Source organism: Tenacibaculum aiptasiae (assembly GCF_008806755.1).
GTDB classification, from domain to species: domain Bacteria; phylum Bacteroidota; class Bacteroidia; order Flavobacteriales; family Flavobacteriaceae; genus Polaribacter; species Polaribacter aiptasiae.
Genome location: NZ_WAAU01000086.1, coordinates 1 through 20,765 on the forward strand (window position 1 = coordinate 1; position 20,765 = coordinate 20,765).

Below are 20,765 nucleotides of genomic sequence, written 5' to 3' on the forward strand. Positions count from 1 at the left end.
GGACCGGGGGTTCGAATCCCTCTTTCTCCGCAAAACCGAAGTAACTGCTTCGGTTTTATTATTTTTAGGGGAATTAAAATAAAAGCTTACATTGTGTAAGCTTTTATTTTTTTATAATGTTTTCTACACATTATATTTTCCTTAGTAATAAAGGGTTATTGATTTACTTCTTGCGACTTTATATAAGGAAAACCTAGAAACCTTTTTCTAAAATAATCGAATCACTTTGACTTACTTTTTGACGCCAGGCTTTTATAGCTTGATAGTCTGGATCATTATAAAAAGCTTCTGCTGCTACCTTGGTTGGAAATTCTACAATTACAACACGCCCTTCAGGAACTGTTCCTTCAATAGTCAATGGATTTTCATCTACTGCTACCGTAACTCCACCATGACGTTGCACAATAGGCACTGCATTTTCTATATACTCTTTATTAAAGGTTTCTAAATCGTTTACACGTACAAATGCTAACATGTATGCTTTCATAATATTTATTTTAATGATTAATACTGTCACAAATGTATTTTGTCAACAACTCGTGTGCATTAATAAATATTAAGAATTCAATTTATCGTGAAGCTCTTATTTTGTCTCCTTTGGCTTTACTAAGTGCTTCTGGAGTAATCCCTAAATAAGAAGCAATCATTCTTTGAGGTACTCTTTGGGTTAAATTAGGGTATGTTTCTATAAAATGTTCATAGCGTTGTAAACCTGAATAACTCATTAACATAATTATTCTTCTTTGAAGTACCAACATTCTTTTGGCTATGGCTGGAGCGTTTGGAAAAATTTGACTAAAATCTTTTTCTCTTACTTGAATTACTGAATCTTCAAGAGCTTCAATAAAAAAATCACTAGGTTGTCCTTTTTCAACAGCATCTGCTATAATCCATCCTTCTGGAGCAAACATAAAAATATGTTCTTTCCCTTTTTCATCTATAGTATAACTTCTTAAAAGTCCTGATACAACTTCATAAACCATAGTTTCAAGATCTCCTTTATATTGTAAAATCTCTCCTTTCTTAACTTCTATAGTTTTCATTCTTTCATTTTAATAATTTAAACCTTATTAAATATACATAAACTAACTAATTCTTTAATAAGAAACTATTATAAATGAGAAAAGAAGTATACTTTTCAGATACTTCTTTTCATTAAAACTATAACCAAAAATTAACAATGAAAACTTAAACTTTCAATTATTAATTATAAAATTACTTCTAGAAATCAGTTTTTTAAGAAAAATTAGATGAAGTTAATTTATGTATCGATAATGAGAAGACTTTTACACATGAAATAATCTCATTATTACTATTTTTAGCCTCTAATTAAAAAACTGCTATTCTTTTAAAATGATTTTCTTTCTATTTTTTATACTCATCATTGCTTTTATCCTTATTAGAAATACTGGTAAAACTAAATCAGAAACAAATAAATGGAAACAACCTACTTCTAATTTTCCTAAGAAATGGTCAATTATTTTAACTCAAAAAGTAACTTTTTATAATGCCTTAACACCCGAAGAGAAAAAATTGTTCGAATTCAAAGTCCATGAATTTATTTTAAACTGTAAAATTATTGGTGTAGATACAACGGTTACTATTACCGACAAACTTCTTATAGGCGCTAGTGCTGTGATTCCTATTTTTAATTTCCCTAATTGGAAATACCCAAACATTTCTGAAGTTATCTTATACCCAGATATGTTTAATCAGCATTTTGAAACTGAGGGCGACAACCGTAGAATTTTAGGTATGGTAGGAAATGGCTACATGGAAGGCAAAATGATTTTGTCTAAACCTGCTTTGCATTTAGGTTTCACCAATGAATCTGATAAAAAGAATACTGCCATTCATGAGTTTGTGCATTTAATAGACAAACTCGATGGAAATATTGATGGTGTACCTCATGTATTATTAGAAAAACAATATACTATACCCTGGATTGATTTAATTAACAAAAAAATTGACGAAATTTACAATGAAGATTCAGACATAAACCCATACGGTGGAACCAATAAAGCTGAGTTTTTTTCTGTTGCTAGTGAGTATTTTTTTGAAAGACCTAAGCTATTAGCCAGAAAACATCCTGAGTTATATGCTTTGCTTGAAAAAATATTTAAACAAGACATGGACGATATGAATCTTCATTTTAAACGTATTGATATTTCTAGAAATGATCCTTGTTTATGTGACAGTGGTCTTAAATACAAAAAATGTTGTGGTACTAACTAAACTCTCTTTAACTAAAACTTTTATTTACAGCTCACTACTCTTGAGTTTATTATATAGTTGTAATTCCAAAAAAGATTCACAACCTTTTAAAAGTTCTAAAACTGCACTTCTTTCTAAACTAGACAGTAATTTAAGCGAAGAGCAATGGGATAGTGTAAATGCCACTTCTCCTAAAGTGATTCAACATAAAAAAGTAAAACGAAATTCGAAATACAAAACATTAGGTTGGCATCTTTATTCTAACGGCACAGTTTATAAGAATTATAATTTCGACTTACTTTGGGCACTTTCTTATTTTTCCTATAAGGTAAATCCCACAACAGGAACTCCTAAAAATATAGGCAACTGGAAAACCACTGCTATTATAGACAGCGCTAAAGCTCATAATTGCAAAGTATTTTTATCAGTCTCTAATTTTGGAAGTAGTAACAACGCTACATTTTTAAGTAATACCAAAGCTCAAGAAAAATTAATTGACAATCTAGTAACACTTTTAGATTACAGAAAAGCGGATGGTATTAATATTGACTTTGAAGGTATTGCTAAAAAAGACAAACAGCTTTTTTCCTCTTTTGTGAATCGTATTTCTAAAAAGCTTAAAAAAGTCAATCCTAATTATCTAATCACCTTGTGTCTCTATGCTAATGACTGGCACTATATTTTTGATATTAAAAAAATAAACACTTCTGTTGATTTTTATACGCTAATGGGATACGACTATTACGGAAACTTTAGTTCCAAAGCAGGTCCGATTAGTCCACTAAAAAATAGCTCCGAATTTGGAAACGGGTTAGAACATTCCATTAAATATTACCTAAAAAAAGGAGTATCTCCTTCTAAACTTATTGTCGGACTCCCCTATTATGGTGCTGAATGGTATACAAAATCAGAAAATGTACCTTCTAAAGTAATCAAATACAAATCGAGTCCAACTTACAGTACTATTAAAAGAATTTATATCGACTCTTTAAAAATCCCTGTACAATTTAACAAAGAAAGCGCTAGTACTTACCTCAGTTTTAAAGAACACAATGCCTACCGACAATTATGGTTTGAAAACCCTAAGTCTTTAGCTTTAAAATACGATTGGATTAAAGAACAACAACTTGCTGGTGTTGGTATTTGGACTTTAGGTTATGACCATGGTTATCCTGAATTATGGAACCTTTTAGCTGAAAAATTCTCAGAATAATTTCTAATAAATTTTCTTTTCTATAAGTCTATCTCTTTTAAAGCTTTGATATTATTTCGTTCTAAGAAAGCATCTATTGTTTCAAAATGCTCTATTACACGTTTATCTTTAAATTCAAATACTTTTTGAGACAATCCTTGTAAGAAATCACGGTCGTGAGATACCAATATCAAAGTTCCGTCGAAATGCAACAATGCTTCCTTAATAACATCTTTAGAGCGTAAATCTAAGTGGTTTGTTGGCTCATCTAATATTAGTACGTTTACTGGTTCTAATAATAATTTCACCATTGCCAAACGTGTTTTTTCTCCTCCCGACAATACTTTCACTTTCTTATCAATATCATCGCCTGAGAACATAAATCGTCCTAAGATATTTTTAATTTGAGTTCGTACATCACCTTCCGCTACCTCATCTACCGTTTGAAAGATAGTTAGTTCTGGATCTAATAAAGATGCTTGATTTTGTGCAAAGTATCCCACTTTAGCATTGTGACCCAATCCAGCTTCTCCTTCAAAATCTATTTCTCCCATAATAGCTTTTATCATAGTCGATTTCCCTTCTCCGTTTCTTCCTACAAATGAAACTTTTTCTCCTCTAGCTATAGAAAAACTTGCATCTTTAAATACGGTTAAATCTCCATATTCTTTAGTTAAGCCTTCTACTTTTACAGGATAATCTCCAGAACGTGGTGATGGTGGAAAGCGTAATTTTAATGAAGATGTATCTACCTCATCAATTTCTACAATGTCTAACTTTTCTAACATACGTTCTCTAGAAGCGACTTGATTTGTTTTTGAGTAAGTTCCTTTAAAACGCTCTATAAATGCTTTGGTATCTGCAATAAACTTTTGTTGTTCTTGATATGCTTTTAATTGATGTGCTCTTCGCTCCTTTCGTAGCTCTAAATAATGAGAATAATTCGCTTTGTAATCGTGAATAGTTCCCATAGTTACCTCAATAGTTCTATTGGTAATATTATCAATAAATGCTTTATCGTGCGATATAACAACTACGGCTTTGGCTTTGTTTAATAAAAAGTTTTCTAACCAAATTACCGATTCTATATCTACGTGGTTTGTAGGCTCATCTAACAGAATTAAGTCTGGTTTTTGTAATAAGATTTTTGCTAGCTCAATACGCATACGCCAACCTCCACTAAACTCTGAAGTTAAACGATTAAAATCTTCTTGTTTAAACCCTAGTCCTTTTAAAGCTTTTTCTACTTCAGCTTCGTAATTTATTTCTTCTAAAGCATAATATGTTTCTCCTAAGTCCGATACACGTTCTATAATTTTCATGTATTCTTCAGACTCATAATCGGTACGTGTTTCTAATTGCTTATTTAAAGATTCCATCTCTGCTTTCATGGCAAATATTCCTTCAAAAGCTTTAGACGCTTCCTCTTTTACCGTGCAATTATCTTCCATTAATAAATGCTGTGGTAAATAAGCTATTACGGTATCTTTTGGAGTTCTAACACCTCCCTTAGTGGCTTTTGAAACTCCAGCAATAATCTTCATCATGGTAGACTTCCCTGCTCCATTTTTACCCATTAAGGCTATTTTATCATTCTCATTGATAACAAAAGAAACATCTTTAAATAATGTTCTCCCGCTAAATTCTACTGTTAATTGATCTACCGTAATCATAATGCTAAATTTTGAATCGCGAAATTAGCAAAATCTATGTACATCGTATTAAATTTTTTACAATTGATGTATCCTCTATTTTCTTATATTTGAAAGAAAATTGCGCAGCGTTTATTCTTTTCTACATTTTGCCTTAGCTAACTATAAAGTGAACTGACTAAAAACATATAAAAGTTTCGTATATCTAGTCAAACTATAAAGGGAATTGAGTTTTTTGCGCATGAATAATTTAAGAAAAGACTATGAAAAATATAAATGCTTTAAGAAGAATTAATAGAGAATTAAAGTATAATTCTATAATTGATTATATTGGAATTGAAATTCCTATTGATATATCTAAAAATGAACAGCTAATTACAGAAGAAGTAAAATTTCTTGTAGAAGAAAGTCTCAATATTCAAATCAAATCGAGTGAAAATAATAACATAAAAGGAACAATTGCTAAATATGGCTTGATAGACATAAATTTTGAAATAGAATCAAAAGCTATTTCTAACTCGAATAACGGAATACAATTTTTAAAAGATAATGGATGGATTGATAAAGAATCTACTTCTGAATTTCAAGACGATTCATTTCTTACTGATATCTTATCTGATTTGAATGAAAATAAAATCTACTTAAAAATATATGCTGTTTCTACAAATCAAAAAGAAAAATGGTTTAAAAATAAATCATATCTATTCAAACAATTTATTAACGGAGAAGAACTTAGACCTAAACCTAATGATAAAATAATTACCTTTAAAATTAAAGACATGTGTATGACTAATTACTCTGGAATTTGGTTGGGTAAATATTTCTATTTGTAAATATGAAATATAATCTTAATAAGTATAAAGAATTAAGAGCTTGGATGGATAATGCTCTATAAATCTATATTTTAAGAATAATGAAAATGACGAATTAATAATAGTTCTACAACAATTCCTAAATATTGAATATTATGAGAAGTATCCTAAAATTCTAGGTAGAATTTATATAAATTATGAAAAATTTAACCAAAAATGAAAGAAAAAATTGTGACTAACATTCTACAACAAAAACTATAATTAATAAGAGATTTGATACTTACCATAACCAAAGCGTTATATCTAATTTGAGTAATGATTTTATTCTATAATTAGAAACTTTATTAAAAAATAATGGAAAAATGAACGGAATAACATTTATAGAAAATTATATTGAGAATCCAGCTGAACTTTTTGAGTATTTAAAAAAGAATGTTGAATGGGACAAAAGAATGTCTGCTCGAAAAACAGCTAGTTATGGAAAAGCATATAATTATTCTCAAATTAGCTATCCTTTTCAAGAGTTTATTCCTGAATTAAATCACATAATTGAAAAGATTAACGATACTCTCAATTTTAAACCAAATAACTGTTTGATTAATTATTATTTAGATGGTAAATCTAAAATGGGATTTCACTCTGATCAAACAGATATTTTATTTGAGGATACTGGTGTAGGAATAATTTCAATAGGAGAAACCAGAACATTGAGATTTAGGAATATTAAGAATCTTGATTTAATAAAAGATTATAAACTTCCTTCTGGTTCGTTCATTTACATGACAAATGAATTACAAAATGAATGGCAACACTCAATTCCAAAATCAGATACTGAAAATGGAAGAATGAGTTTAACATTTAGAAAGATAAAAGGAGACTAAATGACGAAACTTATTAATAATCTAATACTCATATCCTTTCTAATTATAAACGTTGCAAATGGACAAAATATGAAGCCTAAAATTGAAGAATTAATTGCTGTAAAGCTTATTGATACTGAACAAAAAGAAGAAATGATTAAACTTCTATCTAGATATGGGCAACTAACCAAAAGAACGATCATTTATTCATTGTTTCAAATAGAATATAAGAAAGAAACAGGTTATAAATATTCTGGCTTAGACACCTTTCTAGATTTTGAAAAGGAAAAATTAAAAAACAATGAACAAAATCAAATAAACACTATACTACTTGAATATCTTAAAAAGCTAAAAAAACTCGAGCTTATTAACCAAAAACAATTCCAGTACCAATCGGATAGAATAGTAAATAACGAATACATTCATTTGTTTCATTTTTTGCTAGATTTAATTAATCAAGTATATTTTGAAGAGTGGATGAGTGTTGAAAAGCTTGATAATTATAGAAAAAAACTTTTTGAAAATAGGATTATTAGTAAAAAAGAAAACGAACTCTTAAAATCTGATATTAAAAACGACAAACTAGAGTCTCCTTTTCAACTTATTGATTATTGTGAAAAAGCAAGGTTTTTCGATTTATCTAAATATTCTAACTCTCCTAAAAATTATTTGGAGCAAATCCATAAATTAACTTCAGAAGTACTACCTGAATTAAACTTTACTAACTTCAAATATGAAATTAAAATAGATTCTTCAGATTCTTATAACGGTTATATTCCTCACGATTTAATTGTTTCCATAAAATCTAATGGAAAAACATACAAAATGAAGAGTTTTATTTCACCACATGGTATTGAAGGAAATAATTATTTTGGGAAAATAGATAATCAAGAATATTATAAAATTTTCAATAAGGTTTTAAAAGATACTCAATCACCTTATCAATTACATTTAATCAATTCAAATTATAATTATAAACAACGAAACACACATCAATATTTTGGGATTGTTGCTTTAAAAAAGGAGCAACTTGAAATGTTTCGATATCTAAATAGCTATTGGGAATTAAGTTATGAAAATTTCAATAACTCTCTAACTACTAAAAAGATTAACAAAGCTATTCAAGAGTATCAAAAATTAGGCTTATTCAATCATTTAAATAATAATCAAATAAATAAGAGTATTGAAGATATTAAAGAAAAAATGACTGGAAATCTGAATGAACTCTTATCCTCATTTCCTGACATTAAAGTATCATTTGATTATGAATTATATAATTTAGAAAATCCTTACGAAGAAATTGTTTCTGAATATTCAAAAATCTCACACCAAGAATTTAATCCAACTAATATTAAAGATAACTTTCGCTTGCAAAAAGAAAAAGTTTCTTTGTCTTTTAACTTTAACGGAAAAAGTTATAAAACAGAATTTAAAATTAATAGAGATTGGATTGATGAACGCTTTTTTGATTTTATGAATAAAATCATTATTCAAAATAAATTAAATGGGCAATTTTATAAACTAAATGGAGAAGGTTTTACATTAATTTATTTAACACCTGAACAATATAAATACATTAAAGAGAAAAAACTTTTAGTTTTTGCTGATGAAAATAAAAGTTAAAACCATGAATAAAGCTATTAATCTAAACAACAAAATTCTATGAAAAAAATCTTAACATTATTAATTACTGGAGCTTTAATGTCTAGTTGCTCTAACAGTAAAATTGACAAAAAGGGCTTTCAAGTAAATGAAATACAAGAGAATGAAAACGGACAAAAAATTGTTGGGCTTCAAATAGATTCTTTAAAACTTGAAACTCAACCTAGAAATGTTCTTCTAACTTTTAATCCAAAACACAGACTAACACCTATATACAAAGTAAATTACGATAAGAAAACAAAAACTCCTTTTATCGGTTCAAATATTTATCATACAAATTGGAATGATAATTATAAAAAAGGTAACAATTGGAATCATAATTTTATGCCTGGTTTTGAAGCTGTTTATGGTTATAATTTTGTAAATGTTTCTCATTTTAATAATGAAACTAAGGTTGAAAATAAGTTATTTAAAAAACCTGTTTTAATTAAAACACTCTACTACCCTGCTTTTTCTAATGACACTTTAAATTATAAACCTATAAACAGAAACTTTTATATGGTTTCCGCTTATGATGAAGATTCTAATAAAGACGGATTTATTAATATTAAAGACTTGAGGAGGTTTTATCATTTTGATATTAATGGAATGAATAAAAAACCTCTTATTCCAAAAGAGTATTCTGTTATGAGTTCTGAGTATGATTCTGCAAATGATTTTATGTACGTATTTGCAAAAAAGGATGTAAATAAAAATGGTATAATGGAAATTAATGAACCAACTGAGGTTTTTTGGATTAATTTAAAGAATCCACAAGATATTGGAAAACAATATCAGTCTGAATGATCAATGTTTTTTTAAGTATAACTACATAAAATTATCTTAATGCATGAAAATACAGTTTAGTGGAAGTAAAATATTATTAACTGAATCTAAATTCATAAATATTAACAAAGATTCTATTGATAGAAATAAAGTTGAATTTTATAGAGATTATTGTAAAGGGTAAAACTAATGACAGAAACAACAAACAAACTAGAAGACTTATTACAAAAAGGATTAGATTATTTTTCTAAGACTTATGAAGAAGAAATCAGTAAGAAACTAGCTCCTGAAAAATGGTCTAAGAAGGAAATCTTAGGACATTTAATAGATTCTGGAATTAATAATCTTCAGCGATTTACAGAAATTCAATTTGAAAACAAACCCTATAGGATTCGAAAGTACAATCAGAATGAGTTAGTAATTGCTAACGATTATCAAAATGCTCAAAATAAAGAACTTCTTGGTTTTTGGATTGCTATCAACAACAGAATTCTTAACATAATGAAACTTCAAACGGAAGAATCTCTTAATTATAAAATTGAACTGAGTATTGATAACACTTCTGACTTACGCTTTTTAATGACTGATTATGTAGATCATTTAGAGCATCATTTAAATCAAATTATTAAATAAATATTAGTAACAAATTCCCTAGCTTATCGTCTCTCTTTATAAATAATTTGAAATGTTAGATAGAAAATCAGACCGCAAGGAAACTTGGAAAATAATTATCATTTTTCTTTCAATTGTTACAATTTTAAGTTCCTTATTTCATTATGCAATAGTAAACCTATATCCTTCTAGAATATACATTGGAGGGTTAATGTGGTGTCCAGCTTTGGCTGCTATTATTACATTAAAATTGAAAAAGAAAACTATCTTATCGCTAAACTGGAATTGGGGTAATTGGAAATTTATTCGTTTATCTTATCTTATTCCTGCATTATATGTTACAATTACTTACATATTCATTTGGTTTTTGGGTTTAGGAAAACTTCCTAATCAAGAAAGTGTTTTAGAATGGGCAAAAGAAATTGGTTTAGTAGGTATAGGCACAATGTCACCTACATTGGCTGTAATAACAGCTGTTTTATTACTAGGAAGCATTGGAGTTATTAGAGCTATGGCAACAACTTTAGGTGAAGAAATTGGATGGCGTGGCTTTTTTATATATGAATTAAAAAAAGTACTTTCTTTTACTGGTGTTTCCCTTTTTAGTGGTATCGTTTGGGCTTCATGGCATTGGCCTTTAATAGTTTATTATGGTAAAAACGTTTTCTTAGAACTGGCTACTTTTTTTGTAGTTATCATCTCTATGTCATTTATAATGACTTATTATACTTTCAAATCAAAGAGTTTATGGCCAGCTGTTATATTTCATGCAGTTAGTAATGTTTTCATTCAAAAAATATTTCCTCCTCTAACTATAAAAGTTCAAGAAACTGAACATTGGTTGGGCGAAAATGGAATTATGTTTGCCATAGTTACATTTCTATTTGGCTTGTACTTTTGGAGAAAAGCTATAAAAGAAAACTTATAATCAGAAAGAACCTAATCTATTAAAGTCAGGCTCTTTTTAATTAGATACTTTATTAAACCTTTTTATAAAACTGTTTGACTTATTAGACAAATAATATTTAATGTTGCCAATACAAACTCTGAGATTAACCCTTGAATTATTAATTTATTTGGTTTCCCATCTAGTTTAATACTTAATACTCTACCAATTCCAAAACCTAAAAAAATTAATATTGCCACTACAAATGAAGTAAAAGTTAATTTAGAGACGATGATCCCTAGTAAAATAATAATACCTCCTAATAGCATAACCCCGCTTATTCCTCGCATTTCATTCAATAAGTTAGTATCTTTTTCTAATTTAATTCCTGAATTCTTTAAATACGTTTTTATAGGATTACTTAATCTCATCAAACCCACAAATAATAATAAGCTTCCTGATAATGCTGACGTAATAATTTTGAAAATTTCCATTTTAATTGTCTTTAGTTTTTTAGTACACTGCAAACTTAAAACGGACTAATGACAGCGGTGTGTCAGGGGGATTTATAATTTTAGAAAAAATTATTTTATTTCTATTTTCTTCCCTAAAAATTTAGGTTTAACTCTAAATAAGATGTCGATAAAAACTTTTGTTCTTGCTAAGTATTCTCTTAATTTAACTTTCAAACCATAGCGTCCTGAAACATCTTTAGCATTAAATCCAACCGCTTCTATATTATGATTATGCGCTAAATAAATTGCTCTTTCATTATGGAACTTTTGTGAAATTATGGTAACCTTATCTTGTCCAAAAATTTCTTTACATCTAACCACAGAATCTAAAGTTCTAAAACCAGCATAGTCTAAGAATATTTTATCTTCTGGGATTCCGTACTTCATTAATTCATTTTTAAAATCGGTAGGCTCATCATAACTTTTATTTCCATTGTCGCCACTTATAAGTACAAAATCTATTTTTCCTTTTTTAAATAATTCAACAGTAGCATCTATTCTGTATTTAAAATACAAATTAACCATTCCATTGCTTAACATTTTTGCAGTACCTAAAACAAGTCCAACTTTGTTTTTCTTAATTTCTGAAGCATTAGAAAACGTTTTTCCTTTTGAATAATTTTCTATTGAATAATTTGAAATTATAATTATCAATAATGGAAATAGTAGAACAAACAGTGTTATGATATATTTTTTCTTTTTCATGCTTTTACCTTTTATAGTCCCAACCAATTATTAAAAGCTGCTGTACTATTTTGACTTGTTTTTAATATCGTTTTGCTATTTCTCAGATGTACCGCAACACTATTTTTAGTATATCTACTTATTTTTTCAATAAAATTTCTATTTACAAATTCACTTCTATTAATTTTAAAAAAAATAGCTGGATTTATAAGATCTTCTACTGACTTTAATGAAGTTTGATTTAAAATATGTTTTTTTTCTAGATTATCATAAGCAACAATAACACCATAGTCTGCTTGGAAGTACATTATTTCTTCAATTTTTAGAAAATATGTATAACTGGGAGTTTTAACTGGTATAAAATCTTGATATGTTATTGCCTCTTCTTTTTGTTTGCTAAAGTAACTCTCTAATTTTTCTAGTACATGTTGCTCACTAGATTCTACAACCAATGTACTTTTTAAAGTTAAGTACTTTTGTATAGCAGCTTCAAAGCGTTCAAATGAATAAGGTTTTAATAAGTACGCTATTCCTGTAGTTTCAAAAGCATTCATCCAAAATTGATTGTAAGCTGTACTAAATATAATCGGTGCTTTTATATTTAAATTTTTATAAGCATTAAAAACATTTCCATCTAACAACTCAATGTCTGAAAAAATTAAATCAATTTCAGGTTCTGATTGAAAATACGATAAAACCTCTTCAATTGCTTCTAACTCTTTTACAATAGTATAAGGCTCAGAGATTTTTTCTAAATACTTTTTTATTTTCTTTCTGGCTGGAAATTCATCTTCAACCAATACTATTTTCATCATACTATTTTAAATTAATCAATGGAAGTGTTACTTCAAAAGAAGTCTCATTTTCTTTTATCAAAATTGGCTTTTTAACAAAATAATGAAATTGCTTTGTAATATTCTTTAACGCTATGCCATTTCCTTTTTTCTTATTCTTAAAGGCCATTTTATTATTAGATACTTTAATTCCTTCTTTTACTTGTTCTATTTTTATATTGATTGGGTTTAATTGAGTTCCTCTATTATGCGTTATCGCATTTTCAACTAAAACTTGAATACAAAATGGAGGTAAAATAGCTTTCAATAATTTCAACTCTTCTTCAATTATTAAATTATAGTAAGAGTTATATTTAACCTTCATTAATTCAAAATAACCTTCAGAAAAAGTTAGCTCATCTTGTATAGAAACTAATTCTTTATTTGCACTAAATAAATTATAACGATACAGTTCTGAAAAACGATTTAAAAACGAACTTGCTTTTTCTGTATCTTCTTCTATTAAATGATCCAATACATTTAAATTATTAAATAAAAAATGAGGATTTAATTGAGTTCTTAATTGGGTTACTTCATTTTTAACTTTACTAATTTCATAGTCTTTTACCTGCTCTTCGTATTTTCTATTCTCTTTAAAATAAAGGTATGCTAATGAAAAACCTCCAAAAATTAGAAAATCTATTATCGAACCAAAATTTTTATAAACTATTTGATAAAGACTTCCAAAGTTTCTTGAAAAAGTATTGAAAATAAAAGCTACTAATAAACCTAATACATTACTATACAACACATAACAAAACAAGCCTATTCCAAAAAAAAGTACATATTTTTTTTCTATAGATATTTTTAATTGTGAATTATTATCTACTTTCTTCTTTATAAATGTAACCAGTAGAAAAATAAAAATTCCATTTAAAAAAAACCAAAAAGGTGCATCTATATGAAATCTAAAATCTTCAAAAGACCGAGATATTAGTAATTCATTTTTTAAAATAAGTAACCAACTGAAAGCAAAAAGAAAAAATAAAAAATGTAAATTTTCTTTTAAAAATATAACAACTTTTTTCATATTTATGGTAACAAATATATTCAATTTGTGATGAAGCTTTTTAGTAAACTTCATCACAAATTTTAAAAATTATTTCTTGTTTTCAGGCCAAGTACTAACTACATTTCCTTTTTCATCATATGCTACTAATTTGATAGCATTATTTTCATCAATTATAAACTTAGCTCTCATTCTTCCTTGATCATCATTTAAAAACAATCCATTTTGTTTTCCTGGAGTCTGTCCTAAAATTACTCTAGGAGCACCCCCTAAAAATCCTTTCTTTCTATACTCCTCTATTTTTTCTTTTCTCTTTATTTTATCCTCTATAGCACTTAACTCTTTTAGTAATTTTCTTGACATTTCTTGTGTCTCATTATCTGGTCTATCATTAAAAACTAAACGTCCAGATTTATATCTTTTATCCCCATCACTATTATCTAAAGTTATCAATTGCATTACTTGATCTCCATCGTATTGATCAAATGTTAAAGAAAGTCCCGAACTATGTCCTTTTCCTCTTTTTTTACCATCATAAATTAATCCACCACACTCTTTACCATCTTCAGTATAAAACAACAATCCCGGTCTCTTTACTCTTTTATGGTAAACTTGTCCATTAATTTCATCTCCTTCAGAAGGGAAATTTTCAGCATTCGTAATTAACATTTTTACTGTTCCATCATTTTCTACAACATTAATACGTTTCACATCTATGGTATCAAACTTAGTAACCTTTTTTGTTTTAAAACTCTGAGTAGTTAACAATACAATTGCGCTTGTTAAACAAAATGCAAACGCTCTTAAAAAAATTAGTTCTCTTTTAGTATTCATCCTTATATATTTTTTACGATTTATACTTCAAAAGTACCCTAGACACCTTGGTATCAAAATCACTTTTTAGGAAACCAAGGAATTATTCATATGAGCTAAGGAATATTTACGATAAAAAAAATGAGGTACTTATATTTCTATAAATACCTCACTAGTTGCATGTAATAATCAATTAATTATATAATGGTGCTTTGTCCCATATGTATATTCTGGAAATTTAAATTACTATCCTCTTGGTTATAGATATAATCGGCTATAAAATCACCAACTTTACTTGTTCCAAAACTAGTTTCTGAACTAATATCTTCTGTAGTAATTCCTAGTTCTAATGATTTTTCCACTGCTCTTTCTACAGCAGCTGCTTCTGTATGTAAACCTAAATGTTTCAATAACATTGCTACTGATAAAATTGAAGCCAACGGATTAGCTATATCTTTTCCTGTAGCTTGTGGAAAAGAACCATGAATAGGTTCAAATAAAGCATTTTCTTTACCAACTGAAGCTGATGCTAACAATCCTATAGAACCTCCAATAACACTTGCTTCATCACTAATAATATCTCCAAACAAATTTTCTGTCAGAATTACATCAAACTGTTTAGGATTTAAAATCATTTGCATTGCTGCATTATCTACAAATAAAAAATCTAAGGTAACTTCTGGATATTTACTTGATAATGCAGTAACCGTTTTTCTCCACAAACGTGATGTTTCTAAAACATTTGCTTTATCTACTAAGGTTAATTTTTTACGTCTATTTTGTGCTTCTTTAAAAGCTAAATGTGCAATACGTTCAATTTCTTCTACTGAATAAGAACACCCATCAAATGCTATTTTTCCATCGTCACTTAACTCTTTTATTCCAAAATAAATACCTCCTGTTAATTCTCTATAAATAGAAATATCAGTATTTTTTATAATGTCTTCTTTCAATGGTGAATTTTCAATCAGTTGATTGTAAGCCTTTACTGGTCTAACATTACAAAACAATCCTAACTCTTTACGTAATTTCAATAATCCTTGTTCTGGTCTTACCTTAGCACTTGGATCATTATCATATTTAGGATGTCCTATTGCTCCAAATAATATTGCATCAGATTCTTTACAAACTGAAAGTGTTTCTTTTGGTAATGGGTTTCCTGTTGCATCTATAGCACAAGCTCCCATTAATGCTTCTTTATAAATAAAAGTATGGTCGTAAACATGAGCAATCGCATTCAGTGCTTTTTTTGCTTGTTCAGTAACTTCGGGTCCTATTCCATCTCCTGGAATAACAGCTATATTATATTTCATATTTTCTATAATGTTGCTTCAAAAGCTTTTATTTTATCTTTTTTACTTATCAAGAAATCAATATCATCATATCCATTAAGCATGCATATTTTTTTATATTGATTGATTTCAAATTCACAATTACCTATAGGAGTTTTTAACACTTGATTCTCTAAATCAACTATCAAAGCTGTTTCTGGAATTTCTTTTACTTTTTTTAATAACTTCTTTAGATATTCTTCCGACACTTGGATAGGTAATATTCCATTGTTTAAAGCATTACCCTTAAAAATATCTGCAAAAAAACTACTAATTACAACCTTAAACCCATAACCTGATAATGCCCATGCTGCATGTTCTCTACTTGAGCCACATCCAAAATTATCACCAGCAATTAATATACTTCCTTGGTATGTATCATTATTTAAAACAAAATCTTTATTTATACTTCCTTCTTTATGAAAACGCCAATCTCTAAATACATTATCTCCAAATCCTTTTTTATCCGTTGCCTTTAAAAAACGAGCTGGAATTATCTGATCTGTATCAATATTTTCAGTAGGTAAAGGAATTGCTGTATCTATTAATTTCACAAACTTTTCCATTTTAATTAAGATTTTTAGTTATATCAATAATTCTTCCTTCTACTGCAGTCGCTGCTGCTATTAATGGACTTGCCAAAATAGTTCTTGCTCCTTGTCCTTGTCTACCTTCAAAATTTCTATTGGATGTAGAAACACAATATTCTCCTTCAGGTATTTTATCATCATTCATTGCCAAACAAGCAGAACATCCAGGTTCACGCAATTCAAAACCAGCTTTCTCAAAAATAGTTTGTAAGCCCTCTTCTTGAATTTGTTTTGCTACTAATTGTGAACCTGGTACTAACCATGCATTTACATTTTTTGCCTTTTGTTTTCCTTTAACGTAAGAAGCTGCAACTCTAAAATCTTCAATCCTTGAATTTGTACAACTACCAATAAAAACATAATTAATTTTCTTATTAACTAAGCTTTCTCCCTTTTTAAAATTCATATAAGTCAACGATTTTTCAAAAGAAACATCATTTTCTTCAGGAATAGTTTCGGTAATTTTTATTCCCATTCCTGGATTTGTACCGTAAGTAACCATTGGTTCTATATCTTCAGCATTAAAAGAGTACTCTTTATCAAACTTAGCATTTGCATCTGTTTTTAAAGTTTTCCAGTGAGCTACTTTCTTCTCAAATAGTTCACCTTTAGGAGCAAATTTTCTACCTTTTACGTATTCGAAAGTAGTTTCATCAGGAGCAATCATTCCTCCTCTAGCTCCCATTTCAATACTCATATTACAAACAGTCATACGACCTTCCATAGACATTTCTTCAAAAACATTTCCTGCATATTCACAGAAATACCCTGTTCCTGAATTTGTCCCTAGCTGAGCTATTATATACAGTATAACATCTTTAGGTAACACACCTTTTTTTAAAGTTCCATTGACCGTTACTCGTAAACTTTTAGGCTTTTGTAATAACAAACATTGACTTGCAAATACTTGTGCTACTTGACTTGTTCCTATTCCAAAAGCAATTGCCCCAAAAGCTCCATGGGTTGATGTATGACTATCTCCACAAACCATTGTCATTCCTGGTTGAGTAATTCCCAATTCAGGAGCCATTACATGAACAATTCCGTTGTATTTATGACCTAACCCATATAATTCTATATTATTCTCTTTACAATTATTAGTTAATTGCTCCAATTGATTTCTAGAAAGTTCATCTCTAACAGGTAAATGTTGATTTACTGTAGGAGTATTATGATCAGCTGTTGCAATAATCTTATCTGGACGCGCAATTGGAATATTACGTTCCTTTAACTCATTAAATGCTTGTGGACTTGTAACCTCGTGGATTAAATGTTTATCAATATATAAAACTTGAGGTCCATTCTTTATAGTATCTACTACATGAGCATCCCATACTTTGTCAAATAATGTTTTTCCCATTAGGCTATTGCTATTTTAGAAACCTTATTAACTTGTTTCATTATCATATGAATATCATCATCTATTACTTCTTTTTGTTTATCTGCAAAATTCAAAAAAGTGCTATAGGCTGAATCAAGTTGAATTTTGGTTAATTCATACCCTATTTTTTTTGCTCTATACGCTAAAGCAGCTCTACCACTTCTTGCTGTTAATACAATAGCGCTTTCAGTAACACCTACATCAGCTGGATTTATGATTTCATATGTCTCACGATTTTTAATAACTCCATCTTGATGAATCCCTGAACTATGCGCAAAAGCATTTGCTCCAACTATAGCCTTATTTGGCTGTACAGGCATTCCCATACTTTCTCTAACCATTAAACTAGTATCATATAATAACTGTGTATTGATATCTGTTTGTAAATTCAAATAAGGGTGTTGTTTTAAAATCATAACAACTTCTTCTAAAGCTGTATTTCCTGCTCGCTCTCCAATTCCATTAATAGTACATTCTATTTGACGAGCACCATTAATTGCTCCTGCTATTGAATTTGCTGTAGCTAATCCTAAATCATTATGACAATGACAAGAAATGACTACATTCTCAATTCCTTTTACATTCTCTTTTAAGTATTTTATTTTAGCTCCATATTCTTCTGGTAAACAATAACCAGTAGTGTCTGGAATATTTAAAACTGTAGCTCCAGCTTTAATCATCTCTTCACAAACTTTTGCTAAAAAAACATTATCAGTTCTACCTGCATCTTCTGCATAGAATTCTACATCATCAACAAAATTCTTCGCATATGAAACAGCTTCAACCCCTCTTCTTATAACTTCATCTTGGGAAGAATTAAACTTATATTTAATATGAGAATCGCTCGTTCCTATTCCTGTATGAATCCTTGGTCTTTTAGCTATTTTTAAAGCTTCTGCTGCAACTTCAATATCTTTTTTTACTGCTCTAGTCAAACCACAAACTGTAGCATTCTTTACTAGTTTTGCAATTTCATTTACAGAAGTAAAATCTCCTGGGCTAGAAACTGGAAAACCTGCTTCAATAATATCAACTCCTAAAAAATCTAATCTCTCAGCAATAACTAGCTTTTGTTTTGTGTCCAGTTTACAACCGGGGACCTGCTCACCATCTCTTAAAGTGGTATCGAAAATTTGGACTTTATCGTTATTCATTCTCTTAAATATATTGTCTTTATATCAATCAAATGTATATATTGGCTTTTCAGAAGTGCTATTTTTTCAAATACTCTTTACGACACCAAAAAACACAACAAAAACACTAACAAGCTGATTAACAATATTTTAAAATGAATTATTTTACAAGAGTTAACCAACAAAATGATTCTTTATTTGTACTGATTCAATCTTTAACGAAATCAGAAAAACGTCAGTTTCACTTATATATTGGTCGATTAGAAGGTAATACTGAAGCTAAATTTTTTACTCTTTTTAAGTTTTTAGAAAAACAAAAAAAGTATGATGAAAAAGCAATTATTAATAGTGGAATTGTAAGCAAGCAACAACTTTCTAATTTAAAAGCTCATTTGTATAAACAAATACTAACTAGCTTACGAATGAATCCGAAACATAAGAATGTTAGAGTTCAAATACGTGAGCAGTTAGATTTTGCTACAGTACTATATCAAAAAGGTCTATATAAGCAAAGTTTAAAATTACTTGATAAAGCAAAAGTGTTAGCAATAGATAATGAAGAAAAAAATATTGCTTACGAAATTGTTGAACTAGAAAAAGTAATCGAAAGTCAGTATATAACGAGAAGTATTAGTACCAGAGCTGATGAATTAACAATTCAAGCTAAGGAATTAAGTTTACAAAATGTAATTACAAGTAAACTCTCTAACTTATCACTTCAATTGTATGGTATTCTTTTAAAAACTGGTTATGCTCGTAATGATGAAGAACTGAATAAGATTAACTCTTATTTCTATGCTCGTTTACCAAATTTTGATTACAATAAATTAGGATTCAGGGAGCGTTTATGGCTATACAAAGCACACCTATGGAGATCTCTTTTAACTCAAAATTTTCTGAATGGTTATAAGTATTCTTCTAATTGGGTAAACTTATATCGAGAGTATCCAAAAATGGTAAAATTAAATCCTGTTTTTTATTTAAAAGGAATCAACTACTTATTAGAGTCATTATTCTTTATTCAGCATGAAAAAGAATTTAATAAAGAGCTTACATCATTTGAAAATGATATAAAAGAAAATAAAATTCCAATGAATGGAAATACTGAAATTTTAATTTTTCAATATTTCTATGCAAATAAACTACATAAGCATTTCTTAGAAGGTACATTTAATGAAGGTGAATATTTAGTTGAAGAAATTAATAGTAAGATTCATGAATATAGTAATCGAATAGACAAACACCATATTATCACATTATACTACAAGATAGCTTGTTTATACTTTGGAATGGGTGAAAATAAAAAGTCTATTGAATATCTATCTAAAATTATCAATTCAAAAAAACTATATGTTGGTGAAGATCTACAATGCTTTGCTAGAATTTTAAATCTAATTGCACATTATGAATGTGGACTAGACTATCATTTAGAAAGACAATTTAAAGACACATACAAGTTTCTTCTTAAAATGGAGAATTTACAAGAAGTGCAAAAAGAGTTTATTGTTTCTATAAAATCGCTTGGAGATGTTTTTCCACATCAAATAAAAAATGAATTTAAGAAGATTCATAGCCGATTAAAAGTTTATGAAAATCATCCTTTTGAAAAAAGAGCCTTTCTATATCTAGATATTCTGTCATGGCTAGAAAGCAAAATAGAAAACAAGCCTATTTCAACGATTATAAGAGAAAAATATAATCATCGAAAGAAAAAGCCTTGTTAATTTATAAAACAAGGCTAAACCCATCTAAACCCGATTTAATTAAGATTTAGGTTTATTCTTATTCAGTATTTTTTTATTTAGATTTAGTGTAAAAAAA

The 20,765-nt window shown here is 28.4% G+C and carries 21 protein-coding genes; 9 read left to right on the top strand and 12 right to left on the bottom strand.

Features of this window, described 5'->3' with window-relative positions:
* Window positions 1–193 precede the first annotated feature (193 nt).
* Both F7018_RS18105 and F7018_RS18110 read right to left on the bottom strand, forming a co-directional pair.
* Window positions 194–487, bottom strand: a complete 294-nt coding sequence (locus tag F7018_RS18105; RefSeq protein ID WP_150901505.1) for a DUF1330 domain-containing protein — start codon at window positions 485–487, stop codon at window positions 194–196.
* Window positions 488–569: 82 nt separating this feature from the next.
* Window positions 570–1,043, bottom strand: a complete 474-nt coding sequence (locus F7018_RS18110; RefSeq protein ID WP_150901506.1) for a Crp/Fnr family transcriptional regulator — start codon at window positions 1,041–1,043, stop codon at window positions 570–572.
* A 310-nt stretch (window positions 1,044–1,353) separates the two neighbouring features.
* Between F7018_RS18110 and F7018_RS18115 the strand changes: the two genes are divergently transcribed.
* Together F7018_RS18115 and F7018_RS18120 are read left to right on the top strand one after the other, a co-directional pair.
* The gene (locus F7018_RS18115; protein WP_150901507.1) at window positions 1,354–2,235 is read left to right on the top strand and encodes a zinc-dependent peptidase; all 882 of its coding nucleotides are present in this window, start codon (window positions 1,354–1,356) and stop codon (window positions 2,233–2,235) included.
* Window positions 2,236–2,275: 40 nt separating this feature from the next.
* Complete coding sequence (locus F7018_RS18120; RefSeq protein WP_175578788.1) at window positions 2,276–3,427, top strand: glycosyl hydrolase family 18 protein; 1,152 nt, start codon at window positions 2,276–2,278, stop codon at window positions 3,425–3,427.
* Between the two features lie 20 nt (window positions 3,428–3,447).
* Here the strand turns inward: F7018_RS18120 and F7018_RS18125 are convergent, their stop codons facing one another.
* On the bottom strand, window positions 3,448–5,079 hold the full coding sequence (locus F7018_RS18125) for an ABC-F family ATP-binding cassette domain-containing protein (protein ID WP_150901509.1): 1,632 nt from the start codon (window positions 5,077–5,079) through the stop codon (window positions 3,448–3,450).
* A 242-nt stretch (window positions 5,080–5,321) separates the two neighbouring features.
* Between F7018_RS18125 and F7018_RS18130 the strand changes: the two genes are divergently transcribed.
* From F7018_RS18130 to F7018_RS18155, 6 genes are all read left to right on the top strand, one after another.
* Entirely contained in the window at window positions 5,322–5,891 is a 570-nt protein-coding gene (locus tag F7018_RS18130; RefSeq protein WP_150901510.1) for a hypothetical protein, read from the top strand.
* Window positions 5,892–6,232: 341 nt separating this feature from the next.
* Window positions 6,233–6,751: an alpha-ketoglutarate-dependent dioxygenase AlkB gene (locus F7018_RS18135; RefSeq protein ID WP_150901511.1), complete on the top strand. Its 519-nt coding sequence runs from the start codon at window positions 6,233–6,235 to the stop codon at window positions 6,749–6,751.
* Window positions 6,752–8,353: a hypothetical protein gene (locus F7018_RS18140; protein WP_150901512.1), complete on the top strand. Its 1,602-nt coding sequence runs from the start codon at window positions 6,752–6,754 to the stop codon at window positions 8,351–8,353. It abuts the gene before it with no gap.
* Between the two features lie 39 nt (window positions 8,354–8,392).
* On the top strand, window positions 8,393–9,178 hold the full coding sequence (locus F7018_RS18145; protein WP_150901513.1) for a hypothetical protein: 786 nt from the start codon (window positions 8,393–8,395) through the stop codon (window positions 9,176–9,178).
* Between the two features lie 168 nt (window positions 9,179–9,346).
* Complete coding sequence (locus F7018_RS18150; RefSeq protein ID WP_150901514.1) at window positions 9,347–9,790, top strand: DinB family protein; 444 nt, start codon at window positions 9,347–9,349, stop codon at window positions 9,788–9,790.
* A 52-nt stretch (window positions 9,791–9,842) separates the two neighbouring features.
* Complete coding sequence (locus F7018_RS18155; protein WP_150901515.1) at window positions 9,843–10,697, top strand: CPBP family intramembrane glutamic endopeptidase; 855 nt, start codon at window positions 9,843–9,845, stop codon at window positions 10,695–10,697.
* 62 nt (window positions 10,698–10,759) lie between these two features.
* Here the strand turns inward: F7018_RS18155 and F7018_RS18160 are convergent, their stop codons facing one another.
* The 9 genes from F7018_RS18160 to F7018_RS18200 all read right to left on the bottom strand — a co-directional run bounded on the left by F7018_RS18160 (window position 10,760) and on the right by F7018_RS18200 (window position 18,965).
* Window positions 10,760–11,149, bottom strand: coding sequence for a DUF4345 domain-containing protein (locus tag F7018_RS18160; RefSeq protein ID WP_150901516.1), 390 nt, complete (start codon window positions 11,147–11,149; stop codon window positions 10,760–10,762).
* A 90-nt stretch (window positions 11,150–11,239) separates the two neighbouring features.
* Window positions 11,240–11,875, bottom strand: coding sequence for a SanA/YdcF family protein (locus tag F7018_RS18165; RefSeq protein WP_150901517.1), 636 nt, complete (start codon window positions 11,873–11,875; stop codon window positions 11,240–11,242).
* 11 nt (window positions 11,876–11,886) lie between these two features.
* Window positions 11,887–12,669 carry a LytR/AlgR family response regulator transcription factor gene (locus F7018_RS18170; RefSeq protein ID WP_150901518.1) on the bottom strand — a complete coding sequence of 261 codons (783 nt, stop codon included), beginning with the start codon at window positions 12,667–12,669 and terminating at the stop codon, window positions 11,887–11,889.
* 1 nt (window position 12,670) lies between these two features.
* On the bottom strand, window positions 12,671–13,717 hold the full coding sequence (locus F7018_RS18175) for a sensor histidine kinase (RefSeq protein ID WP_175578789.1): 1,047 nt from the start codon (window positions 13,715–13,717) through the stop codon (window positions 12,671–12,673).
* 69 nt (window positions 13,718–13,786) lie between these two features.
* Window positions 13,787–14,530: a hypothetical protein gene (locus F7018_RS18180; RefSeq protein ID WP_150901520.1), complete on the bottom strand. Its 744-nt coding sequence runs from the start codon at window positions 14,528–14,530 to the stop codon at window positions 13,787–13,789.
* A gap of 176 nt (window positions 14,531–14,706) precedes the next feature.
* Entirely contained in the window at window positions 14,707–15,822 is a 1,116-nt protein-coding gene (leuB, locus tag F7018_RS18185) for a 3-isopropylmalate dehydrogenase (RefSeq protein ID WP_150901521.1), read from the bottom strand.
* Between the two features lie 5 nt (window positions 15,823–15,827).
* Window positions 15,828–16,406: a 3-isopropylmalate dehydratase small subunit gene (gene leuD, locus F7018_RS18190; protein WP_150901522.1), complete on the bottom strand. Its 579-nt coding sequence runs from the start codon at window positions 16,404–16,406 to the stop codon at window positions 15,828–15,830.
* 1 nt (window position 16,407) lies between these two features.
* Entirely contained in the window at window positions 16,408–17,790 is a 1,383-nt protein-coding gene (gene leuC, locus F7018_RS18195; RefSeq protein WP_150901523.1) for a 3-isopropylmalate dehydratase large subunit, read from the bottom strand.
* Window positions 17,790–18,965, bottom strand: coding sequence for a 2-isopropylmalate synthase (locus tag F7018_RS18200; protein ID WP_150901524.1), 1,176 nt, complete (start codon window positions 18,963–18,965; stop codon window positions 17,790–17,792). The genes leuC and F7018_RS18200 overlap by 1 nt, the downstream gene beginning before the upstream one ends.
* A 134-nt stretch (window positions 18,966–19,099) precedes the next feature.
* Between F7018_RS18200 and F7018_RS18205 the strand changes: the two genes are divergently transcribed.
* The gene (locus F7018_RS18205) at window positions 19,100–20,668 is read left to right on the top strand and encodes a hypothetical protein (protein WP_150901525.1); all 1,569 of its coding nucleotides are present in this window, start codon (window positions 19,100–19,102) and stop codon (window positions 20,666–20,668) included.
* The last annotated feature ends 97 nt before the right edge of the window (window positions 20,669–20,765 follow it).